The sequence below is a fragment of the Enterobacter cloacae complex sp. I3 genome, assembly GCF_014896175.1.
Lineage (GTDB): Bacteria > Pseudomonadota > Gammaproteobacteria > Enterobacterales > Enterobacteriaceae > Enterobacter > Enterobacter bugandensis.
Genome location: NZ_JADBQZ010000031.1, coordinates 1 through 22,972, shown reverse-complemented (window position 1 = coordinate 22,972; position 22,972 = coordinate 1). Strand labels below are relative to the sequence as shown.

Annotated in this window: 17 protein-coding genes and 1 tRNA gene; 13 read left to right on the top strand and 5 right to left on the bottom strand. The window is 58.5% G+C overall.

What is annotated here, in order from left to right; genetic code table 11:
• Positions 1-325 precede the first annotated feature (325 nt).
• Positions 326-1,834 carry an anion permease gene (locus tag IM271_RS19850; protein ID WP_023325580.1) on the top strand — a complete coding sequence of 503 codons (1,509 nt, stop codon included), beginning with the start codon at positions 326-328 and terminating at the stop codon, positions 1,832-1,834.
• Positions 1,835-1,887: 53 nt separating this feature from the next.
• The gene (fumA, locus tag IM271_RS19845) at positions 1,888-3,537 is read left to right on the top strand and encodes a class I fumarate hydratase FumA (RefSeq protein ID WP_063942263.1); all 1,650 of its coding nucleotides are present in this window, start codon (positions 1,888-1,890) and stop codon (positions 3,535-3,537) included.
• On the opposite strand, the gene IM271_RS19840 is transcribed toward fumA, so the two are convergent.
• A complete protein-coding gene (locus IM271_RS19840) occupies positions 3,526-4,419 on the bottom strand; it encodes a LysR family transcriptional regulator (protein WP_193053054.1) in 894 nt (297 codons plus the stop codon). The genes fumA and IM271_RS19840 overlap by 12 nt on opposite strands.
• Positions 4,420-4,525: 106 nt before the next feature.
• On the opposite strand from IM271_RS19840, the gene IM271_RS19835 reads away from it, so the two are divergent.
• From IM271_RS19835 to IM271_RS19825, 3 genes are all read left to right on the top strand, one after another.
• Entirely contained in the window at positions 4,526-5,824 is a 1,299-nt protein-coding gene (locus tag IM271_RS19835) for a serine hydrolase (protein ID WP_193053053.1), read from the top strand.
• Between the two features lie 280 nt (positions 5,825-6,104).
• On the top strand, positions 6,105-7,418 hold the full coding sequence (locus IM271_RS19830) for an MFS transporter (protein ID WP_045260367.1): 1,314 nt from the start codon (positions 6,105-6,107) through the stop codon (positions 7,416-7,418).
• Positions 7,415-8,203 carry a substrate-binding domain-containing protein gene (locus IM271_RS19825; RefSeq protein ID WP_136485452.1) on the top strand — a complete coding sequence of 263 codons (789 nt, stop codon included), beginning with the start codon at positions 7,415-7,417 and terminating at the stop codon, positions 8,201-8,203. The genes IM271_RS19830 and IM271_RS19825 overlap by 4 nt, the downstream gene beginning before the upstream one ends.
• On the opposite strand, the gene IM271_RS19820 is transcribed toward IM271_RS19825, so the two are convergent.
• The 3 genes from IM271_RS19820 to IM271_RS19810 all read right to left on the bottom strand — a co-directional run bounded on the left by IM271_RS19820 (position 8,178) and on the right by IM271_RS19810 (position 10,839).
• Positions 8,178-9,077, bottom strand: a complete 900-nt coding sequence (locus IM271_RS19820; RefSeq protein ID WP_028013727.1) for a LysR family transcriptional regulator — start codon at positions 9,075-9,077, stop codon at positions 8,178-8,180. The two genes, IM271_RS19825 and IM271_RS19820, sit on opposite strands and share 26 nt — an antisense overlap.
• An 89-nt stretch (positions 9,078-9,166) precedes the next feature.
• Positions 9,167-10,696 (bottom strand): cryptochrome/photolyase family protein, encoded by a 1,530-nt coding sequence (locus IM271_RS19815; protein WP_193053052.1) that lies wholly within the window; start codon positions 10,694-10,696, stop codon positions 9,167-9,169.
• Complete coding sequence (locus tag IM271_RS19810; RefSeq protein ID WP_072001212.1) at positions 10,693-10,839, bottom strand: DUF2256 domain-containing protein; 147 nt, start codon at positions 10,837-10,839, stop codon at positions 10,693-10,695. The genes IM271_RS19815 and IM271_RS19810 overlap by 4 nt, the downstream gene beginning before the upstream one ends.
• Before the next feature lie 189 nt (positions 10,840-11,028).
• Here IM271_RS19810 and mtfA point away from each other — a divergent pair, with 189 nt between their 5' ends.
• The gene (gene mtfA / locus IM271_RS19805) at positions 11,029-11,826 is read left to right on the top strand and encodes a DgsA anti-repressor MtfA (RefSeq protein ID WP_045260370.1); all 798 of its coding nucleotides are present in this window, start codon (positions 11,029-11,031) and stop codon (positions 11,824-11,826) included.
• Here the strand turns inward: mtfA and IM271_RS19800 are convergent.
• Positions 11,823-13,034, bottom strand: a complete 1,212-nt coding sequence (locus tag IM271_RS19800; RefSeq protein ID WP_041909217.1) for an MFS transporter — start codon at positions 13,032-13,034, stop codon at positions 11,823-11,825. The genes mtfA and IM271_RS19800 overlap by 4 nt on opposite strands.
• A gap of 138 nt (positions 13,035-13,172) precedes the next feature.
• Here IM271_RS19800 and IM271_RS19795 point away from each other — a divergent pair, with 138 nt between their 5' ends.
• The 7 genes from IM271_RS19795 (at position 13,173) to IM271_RS19765 (ending at position 22,791) form a co-directional block, all read left to right on the top strand.
• The gene (locus IM271_RS19795; protein ID WP_193053051.1) at positions 13,173-14,915 is read left to right on the top strand and encodes an IucA/IucC family siderophore biosynthesis protein; all 1,743 of its coding nucleotides are present in this window, start codon (positions 13,173-13,175) and stop codon (positions 14,913-14,915) included.
• On the top strand, positions 14,915-15,862 hold the full coding sequence (locus tag IM271_RS19790; protein WP_028013731.1) for a GNAT family N-acetyltransferase: 948 nt from the start codon (positions 14,915-14,917) through the stop codon (positions 15,860-15,862). Before IM271_RS19795 ends, IM271_RS19790 begins: the two co-directional genes overlap by 1 nt.
• Positions 15,859-17,601: an aerobactin synthase IucC gene (gene iucC / locus IM271_RS19785; RefSeq protein WP_346729954.1), complete on the top strand. Its 1,743-nt coding sequence runs from the start codon at positions 15,859-15,861 to the stop codon at positions 17,599-17,601. Before IM271_RS19790 ends, iucC begins: the two co-directional genes overlap by 4 nt.
• Positions 17,598-18,923, top strand: a complete 1,326-nt coding sequence (locus IM271_RS19780) for a lysine N(6)-hydroxylase/L-ornithine N(5)-oxygenase family protein (protein ID WP_193053050.1) — start codon at positions 17,598-17,600, stop codon at positions 18,921-18,923. Before iucC ends, IM271_RS19780 begins: the two co-directional genes overlap by 4 nt.
• 26 nt (positions 18,924-18,949) lie before the next feature.
• The gene (locus IM271_RS19775) at positions 18,950-21,139 is read left to right on the top strand and encodes a TonB-dependent siderophore receptor (protein ID WP_028013734.1); all 2,190 of its coding nucleotides are present in this window, start codon (positions 18,950-18,952) and stop codon (positions 21,137-21,139) included.
• A 164-nt stretch (positions 21,140-21,303) separates the two neighbouring features.
• A tRNA-Asn gene (locus IM271_RS19770) sits at positions 21,304-21,379 on the top strand.
• A gap of 161 nt (positions 21,380-21,540) precedes the next feature.
• A complete protein-coding gene (locus IM271_RS19765) occupies positions 21,541-22,791 on the top strand; it encodes an integrase arm-type DNA-binding domain-containing protein (protein WP_047955800.1) in 1,251 nt (416 codons plus the stop codon).
• Positions 22,792-22,972 lie beyond the last annotated feature (181 nt).

The window sequence follows — 22,972 nt, the reverse complement described above, 5'->3', positions numbered from 1 at the left end:
TATAAAAAATTCAAATTGTTACAGAAATGATAAAATAAACCCGCAACAAAGATAATAACCACATACGCCAGAGTGGTTATTAATAAAAGCATAAAAATAACGCTGCAATTCTGTTTTTTTGATCTCGATCAATAGTCATAGCATTTAAAAGCGCAATATAAAAACATCATCATTTTTTAATTTAACGCACACAAAAAAGCGTTAAATCGCTATTACTGAAAATACAAAAGCGAATCTTTAATAACTAAAAAAAGCAAAGAAACTTAAGAAAGCAATTTTGACTTTTCAGTGCGACCGAATTTTTGACAACTTAAGACGTGAAACTATGAATACAAAAACTGCTGTAACGCCCCCTGTGGCGAACCAGGCATCAAATGGAAACGCAAAACGTCTGCTGATGATGGCACTGCCCGTCATCGTCGCCGTACTGCTGCTGTTTGTTCCGGTACCGGAAGGACTGCCTCCTTATGCATGGCACTACTTCGCCATCTTCGTCGGCGTGATCGTCGGTCTTATCTTCGAACCCCTGCCGGGCGCGGTGATCGGTCTGACCGGCGTGGTCGCCATTGCCCTGTGCAGCCAGTGGGTGCTGTTCAGCCCTGAACAGCTGGCTGACCCGAAATTTAAGCTGGCGGGCGCCTCCTTTAAGTGGGCAGTGAGCGGGTTTGGTAACTCCACCGTCTGGCTGATTTTCGGTGCCTTTATGTTCGCCGCAGGCTATGACAAAACCCGCTTCGGCCGCCGTCTGGCGCTGATTCTGGTGAAGTACCTTGGCCGCCGCAGCCTGACGCTCGGTTACGCGATTACGTTTGCTGACCTGCTGCTGGCACCGTTCACCCCGTCCAACACCGCGCGCAGCGGCGGGACCATCTACCCGATCATCGCTAACCTGCCGCCGCTGTACGGTTCAAAACCGAACGACCCTAGCGCGCGTAAGATTGGTTCGTACCTGATGTGGGTGGCGATCACCGCGGCCTGTATCACCAGCTCAATGTTCCTCTCCGCCCTCGCGCCAAACCTGCTGGCCCTGGCGCTGGTGAAAAGTACGGTTGGGATCGACATTTCCTGGGGGACCTGGTTCCTCGCCTTCCTGCCGCTGGGCATCCTGCTGATTCTGACCATGCCGCTGCTGGCCTACTGGTTCTACCCGCCAGAAGTGAAGGTGAACAACGAAGTGCCGCTGTGGGCGACCCGTGAACTGGAAAAACTGGGCAAACTGTCCCGCAATGAAATCCTGCTGCTGGTGTTCGTGTGCTGCGCGCTGCTGATGTGGATCTTCGCTGCCGCGTGGATTGAACCTGCCATGGCTGCCCTGCTCATCGTCGGCCTGATGCTGTGGACCGGCGTGCTGGAGTGGAACGACATCACCGGTAACAAAGCGGCGTGGAACACCTTCGTCTGGTTCGCCACCCTGGTGGCGCTGGCGGATGGCCTCTCCTCTACCGGCTTTATCAGCTGGTTAGGTAAAGAAGGCGGTCTGCTGATGAGCGGTATCTCTCCGGGCGTAGCGACCATCGTGCTGCTGCTGGCGTTCTACCTGCTGCACTACCTGTTTGCCAGCACCACCGCGCACACCACGGCGCTGCTGCCAGCGATGCTGACCATCGCCTCCACTATCCCGGGCATGAATATGGAAGTGTTCGTTCTGCTGATGGTGACCTCGCTGGGCGTGATGGGGATTATCACCCCGTACGGTACCGGTCCAAGCCCGATTTACTACGGTAGCGGCTACCTGCCAACCAAAGACTACTGGCGCCTCGGCACTATCTTCGGTGCCATCTTCCTGGCGGCCCTGCTGCTGATTGGCTACCCGTGGATGTCCATGATGTTCTGATTCCTGACCGCCGGACTTCTCCTCCGGCGGTTTTATTTTTGTGGAGCAATACTATGTCGAATAAACCGTTTTTTTATCAGAACCCCTTCCCTCTTTCGCATGACGACACCGAATACTACCTGCTGACCAACGAGCACGTATCCGTTGCCGAATTCGACGGCCAGGAAGTGCTGAAGGTGGAGCCCGAAGCCCTGACCCTGCTGGCGCAGCAGGCCTTCCACGACGCCGCATTTATGCTGCGTCCTTCCCACCAGAAGCAGGTTGCCGCCATTCTTAACGACCCGGAAGCCAGCGAGAACGATAAGTACGTGGCCCTGCAGTTCCTGCGCAACTCGGAAATCGCCGCCAAGGGCGTGCTGCCAACCTGCCAGGATACCGGCACGGCAATCATTATGGGTAAGAAAGGCCAGCGCGTCTGGACCGGCGGCGGTGACGAAGCGGCCCTGAGCCAGGGCGTGTATAACACCTATATTGAAGACAACCTGCGCTACTCGCAGAATGCGGCGCTGGATATGTATAAAGAGGTGAATACCGGCACCAACCTGCCCGCACAGATTGACCTCTACAGCGTCGACGGTGACGAGTATAAATTCCTGTGCATGGCGAAAGGCGGCGGCTCTGCCAACAAAACCTATCTCTACCAGGAAACCAAAGCGCTGATTACCCCGGCGAAGCTGAAAAACTATCTGGTTGAGAAGATGCGTACCCTGGGGACCGCAGCCTGCCCGCCGTACCATATCGCGTTTGTTATCGGCGGCACCTCAGCGGAAGCCACGCTGAAAACCGTGAAGCTCGCCTCCACCCGCTACTACGACGCGCTGCCAACCGAAGGCAACGAGCACGGCCAGGCGTTCCGCGACGTTCAGCTCGAACAGGAACTGCTCCAGGAAGCACAGAATCTCGGCCTCGGCGCGCAGTTCGGCGGGAAATACTTCGCCCACGATATCCGCGTGATCCGCCTGCCACGCCACGGTGCCTCCTGCCCAATCGGCATGGGGGTCTCCTGCTCCGCCGACCGTAACATCAAGGCGAAGATCAACCGCGACGGGATCTGGATTGAAAAACTTGAACACAACCCGGGGCAGTATATTCCTGAATCCCTGCGTCAGCAGGGTGAAGGCGATGTGGTGAGCATCAACCTCAACAAGCCGATGAACGAGATCCTGGCGCAGCTTTCCGCGCATCCGGTCTCTACCCGCCTGTCGCTGAACGGCACCATTATCGTGGCGCGCGACATTGCCCATGCGAAGCTCAAAGAACTGCTGGATAACGGCGAAGCGCTGCCGCAGTACGTCAAAGATCATCCGATTTACTATGCGGGTCCGGCAAAAACCCCGGAAGGCTACGCGTCTGGCTCACTCGGCCCGACCACGGCGGGGCGCATGGACTCGTATGTCGACCTGCTGCAATCCCACGGCGCGAGCATGATCATGCTGGCGAAAGGCAACCGCAGCCAGCAGGTGACCGACGCCTGCCATAAGCACGGTGGCTTCTACCTGGGCAGCATTGGCGGCCCGGCGGCGGTGCTGGCGCAAAACAGCATCAAGAGTCTGGAGTGCGTGGCCTATCCTGAGCTGGGTATGGAAGCAATCTGGAAAATTGAGGTGGAGAACTTCCCGGCGTTTATTCTGGTGGATGATAAAGGCAACGACTTCTTCCAGCAGATCCAGAACAAGCAGTGCAAAGGCTGTTCACAGCGCTGAGTGCTTCCATACGTCCGGCATGAGCGACAGCGTTTCAGCGATCGTGCTGCGCTTGTCGCTCCCCGGCTTCCAGATGGTGACCATCGTCTGACCAATCCCCTGGCTGCCCACTTCGGTGTGCAGCCTTTTTACGTTTTGCCACTGACCGGCATGAAAATGCGTCGGTAAGAATCCCCAGCCGCAGCCGCGCTCCAGCAGACCGCGCAGCATCTCCGGTTCGTTGGTAAAGAGAGTATGCCCGGAGATCTGCAGGCGGCGCGCCACCGGCTCGTCCGAGGCGGGGTGCATGACGACCTGGGGCACCAGGGAAAGATCGAGCAGCGACAGTGGGGAAGCACTGTCCGCAAACAGCCCGCGGGCGGCATAAAAATCCATATCAATGGCGCCGAGGGCGCGCCACTCCATGTCATTGCCCACGCTGCGGTTGCGCGCCTGGCAGATGGCCAGATCAGCGTCGATGTTCGCCAGCAGCCGTTCCGATTCATCCCTAGAGGTGCAGATAAGGCTCAGCCGGATGTTTCGCGCGGCCATTTCAGTAATCACCCCGTGCAGAAAGGCTCTGGGCGTAAAAGGATCGTAGGCCAGCGTCAGGTCCTGCGTGGCACCGTGCGGCACCTCTCTGGCAAACGCCTCAAAGGCTTTTACCTGCCGCATCAGCAGGTGCGCCTGGCGCTGAAGCTGTTCCCCTTCGGGCGTGAGCCGCAGGGTGCGGCCGTCGCGAATAAACAGTGCGTAGCCCAAGCCATCCTCAAGAAAATCAACCAGATCGCGAAGCGTCGTGCGGTCTTTCTTCAGCGCCACCGCGGCTTTACTCAGGCCCCCGTTCTCGGCCACGGCGGTAAATGCCTCGAGCTGTGCAAAAGAGCAAATCAGTCCCGCCACGCTACGCTCCTTCTGTTTTATAGGGGGATTTTCCCCCACTACGCGTTTTTTATTATAGCCCCCGGGTTTTTAAACTGAAGCCGTTCTTAACCTGAAAGAGACGGATATGAAAAACAGAAAAGTAAACCATGCCTTGCTGGCGGGACTTGTCTTCAGCACCCTGCTCTCCCCTGCGGCAGTGGCCGCCTGTAAAGGCACCGACCTTAGCGCCTGCCCTGCCCCCTTTGACGCCGCGCTGCCGGACACCCATAAGATGCTCACCTGGAGTCAGGCCGACCGCGTGGTGGGCTTTCGCAATGACTACCGCAACTACGCCGGGGATGTTTTCCGCCACGGTAGCGCCGTGGCGCTGGAAATGTCGGATAAGCCGCTCACTGACGCCTGGTATCAGGTCAACGGCAGGCGCTACGGCCTTCAGGAGTACCTTAAACGCCAGAACGTCAGCGGCATGCTGGTGCTGAAGGACGGCAAAATCGCCTGGAAGTACCTTGAAGAGGGCAATACCGACTCCACGCTCTGGACCTCGCGCTCGGTTGGGAAATCGGTGGTATCGGCGCTGGTGGGCGTGGCCCTCAAAGAGGGAAAAATTCACTCGCTCGATGACCTGGTCACGCGGTATGAACCCGACCTGAAAGGCACCGCGTGGGATGGCGTGACGCTTAAGCAGCTTATCACCCATACCTCCGGCGTGGCGTGGAACGAGGATTACACCAACCCTAAATCCGACTTCGCGCAGCTCACCGAGTGCGAGGCGAAGCCGGGTACCTATGACTGCGTGCGCAAGCTGGTGAAGGGGTTACGCAGGGCGCACCCGGCCGGAGAGAGCTGGTCTTACTCTTCGGGCGGCGCCTGGCTGCTGGGTGACGTGCTGGAGCGGGCCACCGGCATGACGCTGGCGGCCTATCTGGAGAAAAGCATCTGGCAGCCTTACGGCATGGCGAGCGACGGCGTGTGGCATGCCTACAGCAAAGGCCAGCATGACGTTGGCGCGCACGGCTTTAACGCCACACTGGAGGACTGGGGGCGCTTCGGGCAATTTATCCTGAGCAACGGTACGCTGCCGAACGGTAAGACCATTCTGCCGGAAAACTGGATTCGGCAGTCGTCAGACTGGACGAAGGCCAAAGGCTCGGTCTCTGACGCCCATCCCGTAGGGCTTTACGGCTATCAGTGGTGGAACAACGAAGTGCCCGCCAACGCCACGGGCGTAGAGCCGACGGCCCAGGATTCGCTGAAAGGTTCACTCTGGGCGCTGGGCATTTTCGGGCAGATGATTATGGTGAACCCGAAGGAAAATCTGGTCATCGTCCAGTGGTCTACCTGGCCGCAGGCGGAACCGTCCTTCAGCGCCCAGCCGCTGGAAGCCTCTCTGATGTTTAGCGCGATTGCCAGGGCGCTGCGCTAAATGGCCTCCGCCGGGTAACGACGCGGTTACCCGGCTCATTCTAAAACGCGCCCCTGCGCTACATCACAAAATCGCAATATCAGAGACTTACAGAATGTTGGTGAATAAAAAGCCAATATTTTGTTAAGTTATTGTTGCCATTAATTGTATTTATTCGCCGGATTATATTCATGCAAGAAATGCATCAGTCGATGCGGCATTTGCGCTTATCTAATTCCTCATCCTGATCCAGTTTTCAGAAACAGACGCGTAAAACGTCAACAATAAACTGGAGATAACCATGTTTTCCTCAACCTCACCTGCAACCGTACGCTCTAAGGCGGGCGCGATACTTCGCGTGACGTCCGGCAACTTTCTTGAACAATTCGATTTCTTTCTTTTCGGCTTCTACGCCACCTACATCGCCCACACGTTCTTCCCGGCGAGCAGTGAATTTGCGTCGCTGATGATGACCTTCGCGGTCTTCGGCGCGGGCTTCTTGATGCGTCCAGTCGGGGCCATTGTGCTGGGGGCTTATATTGACAAGGTCGGTCGCCGCAAAGGGCTGATCGTGACGCTTTCCATCATGGCGGCAGGCACCTTCCTGATCGTGCTGATCCCGTCCTATCAAAGCATCGGGCTTTGGGCACCGTTGCTGGTACTGACGGGCCGTCTGCTGCAGGGCTTTTCCGCCGGCGCGGAGCTTGGAGGCGTCTCGGTCTATCTCGCTGAAATCGCCACACCGGGCCGCAAAGGGTTCTATACCAGCTGGCAGTCCGGCAGTCAGCAGGTTGCCATTATGGTCGCAGCGGCGATGGGCTTTGCCCTGAACGCGCTGATGGAAGAGAGCGCCATTCGTGAATGGGGCTGGCGCATCCCGTTCCTGTTCGGCTGTTTAATCGTGCCGTTTATCTTTTTCCTGCGCCGCAAGCTGGAGGAGACGGAAGAGTTCAGCGCGCGCCGCCATCATCTGGAGATGCGTCAGGTCTTTAAAACGCTGCTTGGCAACTGGCAGGTGGTGGTCGCGGGCATGCTGATGGTGGCGATGACCACCACCGCGTTCTACCTGATCACCGTCTACGCGCCAACCTTCGGCAAAAAAGTGCTGATGCTGAGCGCCTCGGACAGCCTGCTGGTCACGCTGCTGGTGGCGATCTCTAACTTCATCTGGCTGCCGGTGGGCGGCGCGCTGTCGGACCGCTTTGGGCGTAAACCGGTGCTGATTGCCATGACCCTGCTGGCGCTGGCCAGCAGCTATCCGGCCCTGACGCTGCTGGCTGATGCGCCAAGCTTCTCCATGATGCTGAGCGTCCTGCTGTGGCTCTCCTTCCTGTACGGGCTGTATAACGGTGCGATGATCCCAGCGCTGACGGAAATTATGCCCGCTGAAGTCCGCGTGGCAGGGTTCTCTCTGGCTTACAGCCTCGCAACGGCGATCTTCGGCGGCTTTACCCCGGTGATGTCCACCGCGCTGATTGAATACACCGGTGACAAAGCCTCGCCGGGCTACTGGATGAGCTTCGCCGCGGTGTGTGCCCTGCTGGCAACCCTCTACCTCTACCGTCGTCGCGCGGTTTCGGTGCAAAACACCGTTAAGTCGCAGGAGGCCGCATGACTCGCACTTCTCGTTATGCCGCCACCGCGCTGATGCTGACGTTCCTGAGCGCCAATGCCTGCGCTCAGGAGGTGAAAGTGATGATTTCAGGCGGTTTCAAAGCCGCCCTTGAAAAGCTGGCACCGGAATATGAACGCCAGACCGGCGATACCATCGTGATTATTCCCGGTCCGTCAATGGGCGCTACGCCGCAGGCGATCCCAAACCGGCTCGCGCGCGGCGAGAAAGCCGACGTGGTGATTATGGTGGGCGATGCGCTGGCGAAGCTCGAAAAAACCAGCCAGACCCAGCCGGGTTCGCGAACGGAACTTGCGGACTCTCCCGTCGGAATGGTGGTGAAAAAAGGGGCGGATGTCCCTGATATCAGCAGCGAGGCGACGCTACGTAACGCGCTGCTTCAGGCCAGCTCCATCGCCTATTCAGACAGCGCCAGCGGCAGGTATGTCAGCCAGACGTTGTTTAAAAAGCTGGGGATTGAAAAGGAGGCGGCGGCTAAAGCAACGATGATCGAACGCATTCCGGTTGCTTCGGAAGTGGCAAAAGGGAAATACGCCGTGGGCTTCCAGCAGGTGAGCGAGCTGCTGCCGGTTCAGGGCGTCACTTTTATCGGTAAAATCCCGGATAATCTGCAGTACATCACGCGCTTCGCAGGCGCGGTCACCCGTCACGCTGAACATCCTGACGAGGGGAAAGCGCTGCTGACCTATCTCGCCTCACCGCCCTCGCGTGCCGTCATCGAGAAGACGGGGATGATCCCCGTTACGTCCGGCGATACCGCTCGGTGATCTCTTTTTCCAGTTCAGCCGCGATATAAGACTGGATGCGCCCCCGGCGCCGGATAAGCCCCACGGTGCGTTTCACTTCCGGCGCCACCAGTGGCAGATGCGTCAGCGGCGTGTACTCTGACGTCGGCATCGACATGGCGGGAACGGCGGCAATGCCGATCCCCGCCTCAACCATACCGAGCATCGTGGTGACGTGGCGCGTTTCGCAGACGCTGGGGCGCTCGGGAATGATATCCCCCAGCATCCGATCCAGCAGGTTGCGGTTCCCCGACGTTTTATCGAGGGAGATATAGTCCTGCTGGTAAAACGCCTGCCAGGTCAGGTGGCTCTTCTGCGCCAGCGGGTGGTCCTTTCTGCACGCCACAACGTAGACATCCTCCACCAGCGGGAAAAATTCAATTTCAGACGGCAAGTTTCCCGCAAAGCAGATGCCAAAATCCGCCTGGCTTCGGGCCACGGCGTCAATCACATTCCCCGCGCTGCTGTCGATGAGCTTAATGCGAACGCGCGGAAAGCGGGACTGAAAGCGACGGATCACATCAGGCATAAAATAACAGGCGGCGGAAGGTACCGCGGCGACCGTAATCAGCCCCGTCCGCTCTTCACTGGCCTTATCGACATCCGCCAGCATTGATTCTACGTTGTCGAGCAACTGTGCTGAGCGTTCAGCAAAGTTTTGCCCGTATAACGTCAGGGCGACGCGGCGGGTGGTTCGGTCAAACAGCCTGGTTCCCAGCGCGGCTTCCAGCTTTTCGATCCTGCGGCTCAGCGCCGACTGGGATATGCAGATTGATTCAGCGGCGACACGGAAGTTACCGTATTCCACTAACGCCCTGAAGGCATAGAGATCGTTAAGGTCGAAATTCACGGGCATGCGTCTGGATGTCCTGTCAGGGAAAGCAACAAAGTCAAAAATAATAGCGTCTTATTGACCTTCCGCAACCGGCGCGGTGTTGAAATAGGTCAGAGGTCGTTGAGATTGAGGCGAATGCGCCCGGCCTGGTCAGCAATCGCCTGCCGTTCCTCTTCCTTCATATCCGCAAGCTGTTTATAGACAATGCCCAGGCGGGGATTGTTACCGAGGCGCGCCCGGTTGCGCGCAAAGAAATCCCAGTAGAGGGCATTGAACGGGCACGCCAGCTCTCCGGTGCGCTGGTTGTGCTGATACCGACATCCCTGACAGTAATTACTCATCTTATGAATGTAGGATGCGCTTGAGACATAGGGCTTACTGGCCAGTAACCCGCCATCGCCAAACTGGCTCATGCCGAGAGTATTGGGCAGCTCCACCCATTCAAACGCATCAATATAGACCCCCAGATACCACTCATGAACCGCCTGCGGCGACAGGCCGCTGAGCAGACTAAAGTTCCCGATCACCATCAGGCGCTGGATATGGTGGGCGTAAGCCTCGGTGAGCGATTGCCCAACGGCATGCGCCAGGCAGCGCATCTGCGTTTTGCCCGTCCAGAACCAGTCCGGCAGCGGGGCGTGCTGCTCCAGGGCATTCAGCTCGCGATAGCCCGGCATTTGCGACCAGTAGATCCCGCGCACGTACTCCCGCCAGCCGAGGATTTGTCGGATAAACCCTTCAACGGCAGGCAGCGGCGCGTGGCCAGAACGCCATGCCTGCTGGGCGGCGGCCACAACTTCCCGGGGATTAAGCATTTTGGTATTCAGCGCAAAAGAAATTAACGAATGAAAAAGAAAAGGTTCTTCCGCGTGCATCGCATCCTGCCAGTTTCCAAACTGCGGGAGCACGTGAGAAATAAACGCATCCAGACTGGCTTTGGCTTCCGAACGGTTGAGCGGCCAGCGAAAATTGTCGGCCTGCGGTTCGCCGAAGGTCTTTACGCCGCAGCGTTGGATCTCTGCCCACAAGGCTGAACGATCGTGGCGGGGGCGCGAGTCACCTGGCGCGGGCGGCTCGCCGGACCAGCGCTTGCGGTTTTCAGCATCATAATTCCACTTCCCCCCTTCCGGCTCGCCTTCAGAGGTCAAGAGAATCCCGTGCCGACGGCGCATTTCCCGATAAAAGTATTCCATTCGCCAGCTTTTACGCGACGCAAAAAACGCGCTTACCGCGTCCCGGGGGGTGAAAAAATGCTCGCTGCTGACGCAGGCTGTTTCGACGGACGCTGTTTTCGCCCACGCCTGCAGCTGCTTATCGAGACGCCATTCGTCGGGCTCCTGCCACAATACCCTGTCGGCGCTGTAATGCGTAACAAGCGCGTTGAGATTGTCTTCCAGCGCGCCGCGGTTTGAACCGTCAGAGAGCCGGACATACCTTACCCGATGCCCTTTCTCTTTCAACGCTGAGGCAAACGCCCGCATGGCGGCGAAGATAGCGATAACTTTCTGGGCATGATGCAGCACGTATGCGGTTTCCGCCCGCAGCTCCAGCATCACGTAAATGACGTTCGGACTGCAGGTATCAAACCAGCTGTGATGCGGATTAAGCTGATCGCCCAGGATCAGGCGCAGCTCGGTCAACGGTGGCTCCTGCGGCAACGCTCGGAACAGTATTTAACCTCATCCCAGCATTTCGCCCATTTTTTGCGCCACGTCATGGGCCGCTGGCAGTGCACGCACAGCCGACTGGGCAGGTCCTGCTTGTTGCCTTTGAAATCGCTCATCTTTTCAATACCGTACTGATTTATTCACCCCACCTGCGGATAAAGGCTACGACAGACGTCACAAAATGAAGGTGATGCCTGCAAAGCGCTACCCACCGCTACGTACGAAATGATAGTTTATTCGGGCTGTAAGTGTTGCAATGATAACGTTCCCCTTTGTGTTCAAGTGACGAGTTTGCGAGCAAAGCGATGATTAAGTGGCCCTGGAAAACGAATGAGGCTGGCCGGGATATGGCGCTGCCGTGGGATGACGCGCTGGCGATCCCTGTTCTGGCGAATCTTAAGCCGGATGAACAATCGAAGCTGGTTCAGATGGCGGATCGTTTTTTGCAGCAAAAACGTCTGGTGCCGCTGCAGGGGTTCGAGCTTGATCCGCTGAAAAACGCCCGCATCGCCCTGCTTTTCTGCCTGCCGGTGCTGGAGCTCGGCATTGAGTGGCTGGACGGTTTTCATGAAGTGCTGATTTATCCTGCACCGTTCGTCGTCGATGACGAGTGGGAGGATGATATCGGGCTGGTACACAACCAGCGGGTGGTGCAGTCCGGACAAAGCTGGCAGCAGGGGCCAATTATCCTCAACTGGCTCGACATTCAGGACTCGTTCGACGCCTCAGGCTTTAATCTGATTATTCACGAGGTGGCGCATAAGCTTGATACCCGCAACGGGGATCGCGCCAGCGGCGTGCCTTTTATTCCGCTACGTGAAGTCGCAGGATGGGAGCACGACCTGCATGCGGCAATGGATAACATCCAGGATGAGATCGATCTGGTGGGCGAAAGCGCGGCCAGCATTGATGCCTATGCGGCAACTGACCCCGCCGAGTGCTTTGCAGTGCTCTCGGAGTACTTCTTCAGCGCCCCCGAACTCTTCGCGCCCCGTTTTCCGGCGCTGTGGCAGCGTTTCAGCCAGTTTTATCAGCAGGATCCGCTCCAGCGCCTGCGGCAAAATGAGGGCGCTGGCGGCCCTTCATCCCACCACGTCCATTAATTTTTTTCGACAGGGGTACGCTCGGTTAACCGTACCCCGATGCTCAGCGCTAAAAACAGCGCCGCCACGCCAAAGGCCGCCGTCGTTAAATACTGTTCGCCGAAAAAGCGCGTCACAACGGGCACCAGCAGCGCGCTGACGCCATAGCCCAGCGTGTGGCTGGTCGCAATAGCGCCCGCCCCCTTCCCCGTGGTCAGGCGATCGTTCAGCAGCAGCTGATAGCCCGGCGTTGCCATTGCCGCGCCGAGCGAAGTGATAGCAATCCCCACATAGAACAGCGCCAGTTCGGCGATACACATTAGCGCCAGCCCAGCCACCATCAGCACCGCCGCCATGCAAAGCAGGGTCAGCGGGCTGAAATGCTGCGGACGAACCACCAGGAACTGCGCCGCGAGCGTAGCCAGCGCGGCCAGGCTCAGCAGGAGCGCAACATGATGGCTGATATCCCGGGCGTTGCCGTCCAGCAAGGGGCTGAGGTGCGGTGACAGGCCGAGCTGCATCAGGCTCACCAGCGCCGCCAGCAGCATCGCCAGCAGCAGGAACGGCAGCATGGACATCTGCAGACGGGTCGCCTGGTGTGCCACTGGCGGCAGCGGCGGATCCGCCACCTCGCGCAGCACCAGCAGCAGAGCGATTAACGGCGCGATCGCCATCAGCCAGAGCGGCGCGACCGGGTTAACGCTGAGCATCAGCGCCGCCAGCGGAGGCCCCAGTAGGCGGCCGCAGCTTAGGCCGGAACTGATGGTTGCCAGCGCCGCCATGCGTTTATCCAGGCCCGCACGCTGAATGGCCCACGTCTGCGCGGCAGGCACCATGCCCGACACCGTCAGGCCATACAGCAGACGCGAGAGGATCAGCCCCGCCAGCCCCCAGGTGCTTTCCAGCCTCCCTGCCGCCATCGCCCAGACCACCAGCGCCATGACGCCAAAGCTGGCGAGATAGCCGCTGAGGGAGGCCACCATAACGACCTTACAGCCGCGGCGCTCGCTCTGGCGTCCCCACCAGGGGGACGCGGGTAAAAAAAGCATGGAGCCGAACATCAGCAGCCCGGCCCAGACCGAGAGTGAAAGTCCGGTCAGGGTCACCAGCTGCGGAAGCATGACCAGCAAACCGTTTTGCCCGATGCCCAGCAGGCCCGCGCAGAGCGCCAGGGGCCAGTTGGCTTTGGAGGTGATATTTTCGGTCAATGTTTCAGAATCAGCGCGCATGAGAATGTGAACATAGTGTCAATAAATGTGTGGAAATTATGAAGTTAATGAAAACAAATATTGCAAAAATAGTTGCCACTGTAAACAGAATGAATATCATAACGAGAATTATTATCAGTCATGGAATGAGGTACATCTATGCGTGCTCTGCCCCGCTCTGCCGGTACAGACGTTGCAGCCCAGTGTTTTTTAAACGCCCTGTTACGCGAAACGAAGGACTGGCGCTATCTCCCTGCAGCCGCAGCGGATGAGTTAGCGCACATTCATATTCCACTCTCTTCCTCCCAGGCCCTTCGGGTTCCGGTACGCTATTTCTCCCCAACCCAGCACCATCAGTACCGTTTCCCGGCAACGCTTATTCAGAGCGATAGCGACAGCGGTGACGCCGTCACTTTCACTCAACTGATTGATTTAATTCTTGAAAAACCCTCAGTAAAAGGCTCACTGGATGCCGATACGCTGACGCGTTTTAAACAGCGCGCGCTGGAAAGTCATACCCATACCTGGCAGGCGATTGATTTGCGCCACGGCTGGGCAACGTTGCGCGACAAGCCGCTGACGTTTGCCGAAGCGGAACAGGCGCTGCTGGTGGGCCACGCGTTTCACCCTGCGCCAAAATCCCACGAGCCATTCAACGAAACCGAGGCGCGCCGGTATCTGCCGGATTTCGGCTCTCGCTTCCCGCTGCGCTGGTTTGCCGTTGAGAGCACGCTCGTTGCCGGCGACAGCCTGAACGTCTCCCTGCGCGAGCGTCTGCTGCGCTTCGCCGCCCAGAGCGCGCCCGATCTGCTCGGCCACTTCACCGACACCCGCTGGCTGCTGCCGATGCATCCGTGGCAGGCCGACTATCTGCTGGAGCAGGACTGGTGTCAGCGTCTGGCGGCAAACGGTTCATTACAGGATCTGGGTGAAGCGGGCGCACAGTGGCTGCCCACCAGCTCCTCACGCTCGTTGTACAGCGAAACCAACAGCGACATGATTAAATTCTCCCTCAGCGTGCGCCTGACCAACTCCGTGCGCACGCTGTCGGTCAAAGAGGTTAAGCGCGGTATGCGCCTGGCGCGGCTGGCGAAAACAGAACGCTGGCAAAATTTACAGGCCCGCTACCCGACCATGCGCGTGATGCAGGAAGACGGCTGGGCGGGACTGCGTGATGAAAACGGCGTCGTTCAGGAAGAGAGCCTGATGGCCCTGCGCGTTAACCTGCTGTTCGATACGCCAGACACCCAGACCAACGTGCTGGTCAGCCTGACCCAGGCCGCGCCTGACGGCGGCGACAGCCTGCTGGCCGCAGCGGTACGCCGTCTTAGCCAGCGTCTGGATTTACCGCTAGCTCAGGCCGCCCGCTGCTGGCTGGACGCCTACTGCGACCGCGTGTTGCTTCCGCTGTTCAGCGCCGAGGCGGACTACGGTCTGGTGCTGCTGGCGCACCAGCAAAATATCCTCGTTGAGATGCAGCAGGATTTCCCCATCGGGCTGATCTACCGCGACTGCCAGGGCAGCGCCTGGACCGAAGGGGCCGACGCGTGGCTGAAAGAGGCGGGCGAAACCGACGTGGAAAACCGCTTCGGTGAAAGCCAGCTGCTGCGCTACTTCCCTTATTACCTGCTGCTGAACTCCACCCTTGCGGTCACCGCCGCTCTCGCCGCCGCCGGTTTCGACAGCGAAGAGCACCTGATGTCCCGCGTGCGTGACGCGCTGGCCGGGCTGCGCACGACGGCGAAGCAGACCCGCTGCCTGGACTACGTGCTCGACAGCCCGACCTGGAACTGCAAAGGCAACTTCTTCTGCTACCTGCACGATCGCAATGAGAACACCATCGTCGATCCGGCGGTGATCTATTTCGACTTTAGCAACCCGTTTTACAAGGAGAAGGCGTGATGGCCATCGCGAATATCGTCCATTCCGGCTACGGCTTTCGCTGCACCGCAACGGAACAAAATCTGCCGCTGACGCTGGGTCTTGACGGCAGCGCGGTGCTGGAGCGCCTGACCGGGATCCCGGCCGGCTGGCTGGTGGAAGCCCTCGATCAGCTGTTTGTTGCCGCGCCCGCCCTGACCGGCATTACCCTGCCGTGGGCGGACTGGCAGGATGAACCCCAGGCGCAGGCGCTGTTTAGCCAGGCCCACGGGGATTATCTGGCGCGAGAAACCTTCTGGCAGCTACCGCTGTGGCTGCAAGGCGAACGTCCGCAGGCAAGCGGTGGGATGCAGTTTGATGAGAGCCGCCAGCTGTACTTCCCGCTGCGTCCTCGTCGCCCACAGGGCGAGGTGTATCGCCGTTACGATCCGCAAATCAAGCGCACTTTAAGCTTCCGCGTGGCGGACGTGGCGCTGGACGGCGAACGTTTCACTCAATGGATGAATAACCCGCGCGTGAACGCCTTCTGGGAGATGGCGGGCCCGCAGGCCGAGCAGGAAAACTACCTGCGCCGCCAGCTTGACTCGACCTACTGCTACCCGGTTATCGGCTGCTTCGACGACCAGCCGTTTGGCTATTTTGAACTCTACTGGGCGGCAGAAGACCGCATTGGCCGCCACTACCGCTGGCAGCCGTTTGACCGCGGGCTGCACATGCTGGTGGGCGAAGAAAACTGGCGCGGCGCGCAGTATATCCGCAGCTGGCTGCGCGGCCTGAGCCACTATCTGTATCTCGATGAACCGCGCACCGCGCGCATCGTGGCCGAGCCGCGCTTCGACAACCAGCGCCTGTTCCGCCATCTGGCCTCCGCCGGTTTCGACACAGTGAAAGAGTTCGACTTCCCGCACAAGCGCTCGCGCCTCATCATGAGCCAGCGTCACCGCTTCTTCAGCGAGGTGGGCCTGTGAACGCGCTCTGGCAGAAAGTGAACCGCGAGATGGTGGCGAAGATCCTCGCGGAGCTGGAATACGAACGCACCCTGCGCGCAGAGCCGGTTTCGCCGGACGGCTGGCGCATCGCCATGGGCAACGAGTCATGGCAGTTTCGCGCCGCGCGCGGGATCTGGGGCTGGCTGCATATCGACCCGGACAGCCTGACCACCGCCAGCGGCGCCGCCGTGGAAGCGGAGAGCGCGCTGCTGCAGCTGGCGACGGTGCTGGAGATGAGCGACGCGCAAACGGCGGAGCACATGGAAGATCTCTACGCCACGCTGCGCGGCGACATGCAGCTGCTGGAGGCGCGTGAAGCGCTGGACGCGGACGCGCTGATTCACCTCGACCCGGACGAATTACAGTGTCTGATGAGCGGCCACCCGAAGTTTATTTTCAACAAAGGCCGCCGCGGCTGGGGTCTGGACGCGCTGCGCCAGTACGCGCCGGAATACCGCGGGCGCTTCCGCCTGCACTGGGTCGCCGTTCAGCGTGAACATCTGGTCTGGAGCAGCGACGCCGATTGCGACATTCACGCTCTGCTGGCCAGCACCATGGACGATGCCGAGCGCGCCCGGTTTGACGCTCGCTGGCAGGCGCTGGGTCTCGACGACGGCTGGTTGCCCGTGCCGCTGCACCCGTGGCAGTGGCAGCAAAAAATTGCCATTCATTTTCTTGCGCAGCTGGCGTGCGGTGAAATGGTTGAGCTGGGCGAGTTTGGCGATGAGTATCTGGCACAGCAGTCCCTGCGCACGCTCACCAACGCCAGCCGCCGCGCGCCGTATGACATCAAGCTGCCGCTGACCATCTACAACACCTCCTGCTATCGCGGCATTCCGGGCAAGTACATTGCCGCCGGGCCTCTGGCTTCGCGCTGGCTGCAGCAGCAGTTCGCCGCTGACGCCACGCTGATCCGCTCTGGCGCGCAGGTGCTGGGCGAACCCGCCGCCGGGTATCTGTCGCATCCGGGCTACGCGGCGCTGCCGAAAGCGCCCTACCGCTACCAGGAGATGCTGGGCGTGATCTGGCGCGAGAACCCATCCTGCTATTTACAGGACGGCGAACAGGCGGTGCTGATGGCGGCGCTGATGGAAACTGACAACGCCGGACGTCCGCTGATCGACGCGTGGATCACGCGCTCGGGGTTAAGCGCCGACGCGTGGCTGGAAAAGCTGTTTGAGGCAACGGTGATCCCGTTCTACCACCTGCTCTGCCGCTACGGCGTGGCGCTGATTGCCCACGGCCAGAACGTGACGCTGGTGATGAAGGACTACGTTCCGCAGCGCATCCTGCTGAAGGATTTCCAGGGCGATATGCGCCTGGTGGACGAGGATTTCCCGCAGGCGCAGAGCCTGCCGGAGCAGGTAAAAGCGGTGACGGCGCGCCTGAGCGCGGATTACATCATCCACGACCTGCAAACCGGCAACTTTGTGACGGTGCTGCGCTTTATTTCACGCCTCACGCTGCAAAGCGGCGTCAGCGAAACGCGTTTCTATCAGATCCTCGCCGGGGTGCTGCACCGCTATATGGCCGCGCATCCGGAGCTTGCGGAGCGCTTTGCGAAATTCGATCTGTTTAAGCCGCAGATTATTCGCGTGATCCTCAACCCGGTCAAACTGACCTTCTCCGAACACGACGGCGGCAGCCGCATGCTGCCGAACTACGTTACCGATCTTGATAACCCTCTTTTTCTGGCCTCCCGGGAGTCCGCGCAATGAAAACCTATGATTTCATCGGCATTGGTATTGGCCCGTTTAACCTCAGCGTCGCCGCCCTCGCAGAAGATCTGGACGGCTTTAGCTCGCTGTTCCTTGAGCGTAAACCGCACTTCTCATGGCACCCGGGCATGATGGTGCCGGACTGCCACATGCAGACCAGTTTCCTGAAGGATCTGGTCAGCGCCGTGGAGCCGACCAACCGCCACAGCTTTCTGAACTACCTGGTGCAGCGCAAAAAGTTCTACCGCTTCCTGACCACCGAGCAGCGCACGGTTTCCCGCGAAGAGTTTGCCGACTACCTGTGCTGGGCGGCGGACAATCTCACTAATCTCGCCTTCAGCCAGCAGGTGCAGCAGGTGAGCTTTGATGAGCAACGCGGCCTGTTTGAGGTGGTGACCCAGCGCGACCGCTTCCTGGCGCGCCACGTTTGTGTGGGGATTGGCAAACAGATCAACCTGCCTGACTGCGTCACGGCGCAGGACGATACCTGCTTCCACGCCAGCGAGATGATGCTGCGCACGCCGGATCTCGCCGGCAAGCGCGTCACCGTTGTCGGCGGCGGCCAGAGCGGCGCCGACCTGTTCCTGAATATTTTCCGTGGCGAATGGGGCCAGCCGCTCAGCCTGAACTGGGTCTCGCGCCGCAACAACTACAACGCGCTGGATGAAGCCGCCTTTGCTAACGAGTATTTCACGCCGGAGTATGTGGACAGCTTCTCCACGCTCGGTGAAGAGGCGCGTCGTCAGATGCTGCACGAGCAGAAGATGACCTCCGACGGCATCACCACCGAGTCCCTGCTGGCGATTTACCGCGCCATGTACCACCGCTTCGAAGTGCTGCGTGAAAAACCCTGGGCGCACCTGATGCCGTCCCGCTCGGTGACGGCCCTGACGCGTCAGGAAACCGGACATCGCCTGAGCATTCAGCATCACCTCGACGGCGGCCACGAGCAGCTGGAGAGCGACGTGGTGATTTTTGCCACCGGCTACCGCGCCGTGCAGCCCGCGTTCCTCGCGCCGCTGTCTCACCGCCTGCATCTGGATGCGGACGAAGCGTTCTGCATTAACAACGATTTCACCCTCGAATGGGACGGTCCGCAGAGCAACCGCCTGTTCGCCGTGAACGCCGGGATGCACCGTCTCGGCATTGCCGAACCCCAGCTCAGCCTGATGGCCTGGCGCGCGGCGCGAATTCTGAATCGCGCACATGCCGACGAGCCGTTTGAACTGGCCACCACCCCTGGCGTTATCCACTGGCGGAGCACCACCAGCCCGGAGAGCAGCCAGGTTTTTAAATCGTTAGCAAAAACCACTGAGTACTGACACACACAATCAGGATCAACATAACAATGAAACGTTCTCATCTTTGGGTTTTAAATCCTTGCTTGCTTGCAATGCTTTCTACCTCTGCGTGGGCGGAAGAACAAAAGGAAGAAAATATCGTGGTCTCTGCCAGCCGCGCGCACCGAAGCGTGGCCGAGATGGCGCAGACCACCTGGGTCATTGAACGCTCTGAGATCGAGCAGCAGGTTCAGGGCGGGAAAGAGATTAAAGAGGTGCTGGCGCAGCTGATCCCGGGTATGGACGTCAGCAGCCAGGGGCGTACCAACTACGGCATGAACCTGCGCGGCCGCTCCATGATGGTGATGGTGGACGGCGTGCGCCTGAACTCGTCCCGCAGCGACAGCCGCCAGCTCGACTCCATCGACCCGTTCAACATTGACCGCATCGAAGTCATCTCCGGCGCCACGTCATTGTACGGCGGCGGCAGCACCGGCGGCCTGGTGAACATCGTCACCAAAAAGGGCCAGCCGGAGACCGAAGTTGAGTTCCAGACCGGAGCAAAAAGCGGGTTTAACAGCCACAATGACCACGATGAGAACGTGTCGGCTGCGGTCAGCGGCGGCAACGACAACGCCTCCGGTCGTCTGTCGGTGTCGTATCAGCGCTACGGCGGCTGGTATGACGGCAACGGCGACGAGGTGATCATCGACAACACCCAGACCGGCCTACAGTATTCCGACCGTATTGATGTGATGGGAACAGGCACCCTCAACATCGACGATCACCAGCAGTTGCAGCTCACTACCCAGTACTACAAGAGCGAATCCGACGGCAAGCATGGGCTGTATCTCGGGAAGAACTTCTCGGCGGTAACGGGCGATGCCACCGCGTACAACAAGGATAATCTCGACTCTGACCGCGTGCCGGGCACCGAGCGCCATCTGATTAACCTGCAGTACTCCAATACTGATTTCTGGGGCCAGGATCTGGTCGCGCAGATTTACTACCGTGACGAGAGCCTGACCTACTACCCGTTCCCGACCCTGACCAAAGGCGTGGTGAGCAGCATCGGCGCGTCGCAGCAGAAAACCGATTTTTACGGCGGCAAGCTGACGCTGAACAGCAAGCCAGTGGACGATTTGACGCTGACCTGGGGTGTTGATGCCGACCACGAAACGTTCGATGCCAACCAGCAGTTCTTTGACCTGAGCAAAGCGGCGGCGAGCGGCGGCATGGAGCTGGACAACGCCTACAACGTGGGCCGTTATCCGGGCTACAGCATCACCAACCTCGCTCCGTTCCTGCAGGCGAGCTATGACATTGACGCCATCACCCTGAGCGGCGGCGTGCGCTACCAGTACACCGAAAACAAGGTGGATGATTTTGTTGGCTACGCACAGCAGCAAGCCATCGCCACCGGGAAAGCCACCTCCGCCGACGCGGTGCCGGGCGGGAAAACCGATTACAACAACTTCCTGTTTAACGCCGGGATCCTCGGTCGTCTGACCGAACAGCAGCAACTGTGGTTTAACTTTTCCCAGGGCTTTGAAATTCCTGACCTGGCGAAGTACTACGGCTCCGGCACCTACCAACTCAGCAACGGCCACTATCGCCTGCTGAACAGCGTGAACGTCAACGACTCAACGCTGGACGGCATCAAGGTCAACGCCTACGAGCTGGGCTGGCGCTTCACCGGTGACAACCTGCGCACGCAGGTCGCGGCGTATTACTCGCTCTCGGATAAAACCATCACCATCAACAAGACGGATATGACCATCAACCTGGAAGACGACAAGCGTCGTATCTACGGGATTGAAGGCCAGGTGGACTATTTCTTCACCGACAGCGACTGGAGCACCGGCGCGAACTTTAACGCCATCAAGTCTGAAACCCGTGAAAACGGGAAGTGGGAGAAGCTGACGGTCGACAGCGCCAGCCCGTCGAAAGCCAGCGCATGGGTGAACTGGGCGCCGGGCGACTGGACCCTGCGCGTGCAGAGCACGCAGACCTTTGACGTGTCTGACGCTGACGGCAAGAAGATCGATGGCTATAACACGGTCGATTTCCTGGGTAGCTACGCCCTGCCGGTGGGGAAAGTCAGCTTCAGCGTGGAAAACCTACTGGACAAAGACTACACCACCGCCTGGGGCCAGCGCGCGCCGGGGCTGTATAGCCCAACCTACGGTGCACCAGGCCTGTACACCTATAAAGGCCGCGGTCGTACGTTTGGTCTGAACTACTCCGTGCTGTTCTGATCCTTCGCGCCGCCTGCGGGCGGCGCATTTCGTTGTGTAATTTCAACGCGAATTTGCTATAAAATCAGCGATTTGCTGAAATAGTCGGCAAACGAACAAAAAGCGCGTTTTCACCCTTTGACAAGGCGTACCGAGGTCGATAATATTCGCCCCGTTCACACGATTCCTCTGTAGTTCAGTCGGTAGAACGGCGGACTGTTAATCCGTATGTCACTGGTTCGAGTCCAGTCAGAGGAGCCAATTTCCTGTTTTCATGCCTCCTTGCGAATCTTTATCTGATACTGATTCAAGAGGTTAGCGTGAAAATTCCTCCCGGTGTATTTTGATTTAATCCTCCGCATCGGGAAAAATTGGTGGTCAAATCTGGGGTCAGGTTAGTTCGATAATGGAGTGACCCCCATATGTCCCTTACCGATGCGAAAATCCGCACTCTTAAACCTTCTGATAAATCCTTTAAAGTCTCCGATTCTCACGGTCTGTATCTTCTTGTCAAACCGGGCGGCTCACGTCACTGGTATCTCAAATATCGTATAAACGGCAAAGAATCCCGCATTGCACTGGGTGCCTATCCTGCCGTTTCCCTGTCTGATGCCCGCCAGCAGCGCGAAGGTATCCGTAAGATGCTGGCGCTGAACATCAACCCGGCACAGCAGCGGGCAGTTGAACGCGGAGCCTACACATCGGAGAAAGTATTTAAAATCGTGGCACTGGCGTGGCATAAAAGTAATAAAAAATGGTCGCAGAACACCGCTGACCGTCTGCTTGCCAGCCTGAACAATCATGTATTTCCGGTTATCGGCCACCTGTCAGTCTCAGAGCTTAAACCCCGGCATTTCATTGGCCTGCTGAAAGGGATTGAGGAAAAAGGACTGCTTGAAGTTGCGTCCCGCACGCGGCAGCACCTCAGCAACATCATGCGTCATGCAGTTCATCAGGGGTTAATCGACAGCAACCCGGCGGCAAACCTTGACGGCGTAACGGCTCCTCCCGTCAGACGGCATTATCCCGCCCTGCCACTGGAGCGGCTGCCTGAACTGCTTGAACGTATTGAGGCATATCATCAAGGCCGTGAACTGACCCGGCTTGCCGTCCTGTTGACGCTGCATCTGTTCATTCGCTCCAGTGAGCTGCGCTTTGCCCGCTGGTCAGAAATAGATTTCAGAAATAGAACCTGGACGATACCCGCCACACGCGAAGCCATTGCAGGCGTGCGTTATTCCGGGCGCGGTGCCAAAATGCGCACTGCTCATATCGTACCCCTCTCAGAACAGGCCATCGCCATTCTGAAACGGATTAAAGATATCTCCGGTGATGGTGAGCTGGTCTTCCCCGGCGACCATAACCCATATAAACCGATGTGTGAAAACACCGTGAATAAGGCACTGCGCCTTATGGGTTACGACACTAAACATGATATCTGCGGTCACGGCCTCAGGGCAATGGCATGCAGCGCCCTGATGGAGTCCGGTTTATGGTCGCAGGATGCAGTGGAGCGCCAGATGAGCCATCAGGAGCGCAACAGCGTGCGGGCGGCTTACATACATAAAGCGGAATACCTTGATGCTCGAAAAGCGATGATGCAATGGTGGTCGGATTATCTTGCAATTAATCGAAAGGTTTTTATTTCACCATATCTTTTTGAAAAAAATTAAAATATTCATAATATCTTAGCTTTACAGAACGGCCCATTATCGTATTAATCATGGGCCTTTTTTATACTGCCATGCCGCAATCTCCCCCCCTCAAGCTTACTCGGTAATTATTTAAGTAAGCAGCTGATCTTTAATGGTACTCATTGATTCGCAAAGCCCAGTTTAATCAGGAGTTTACTAT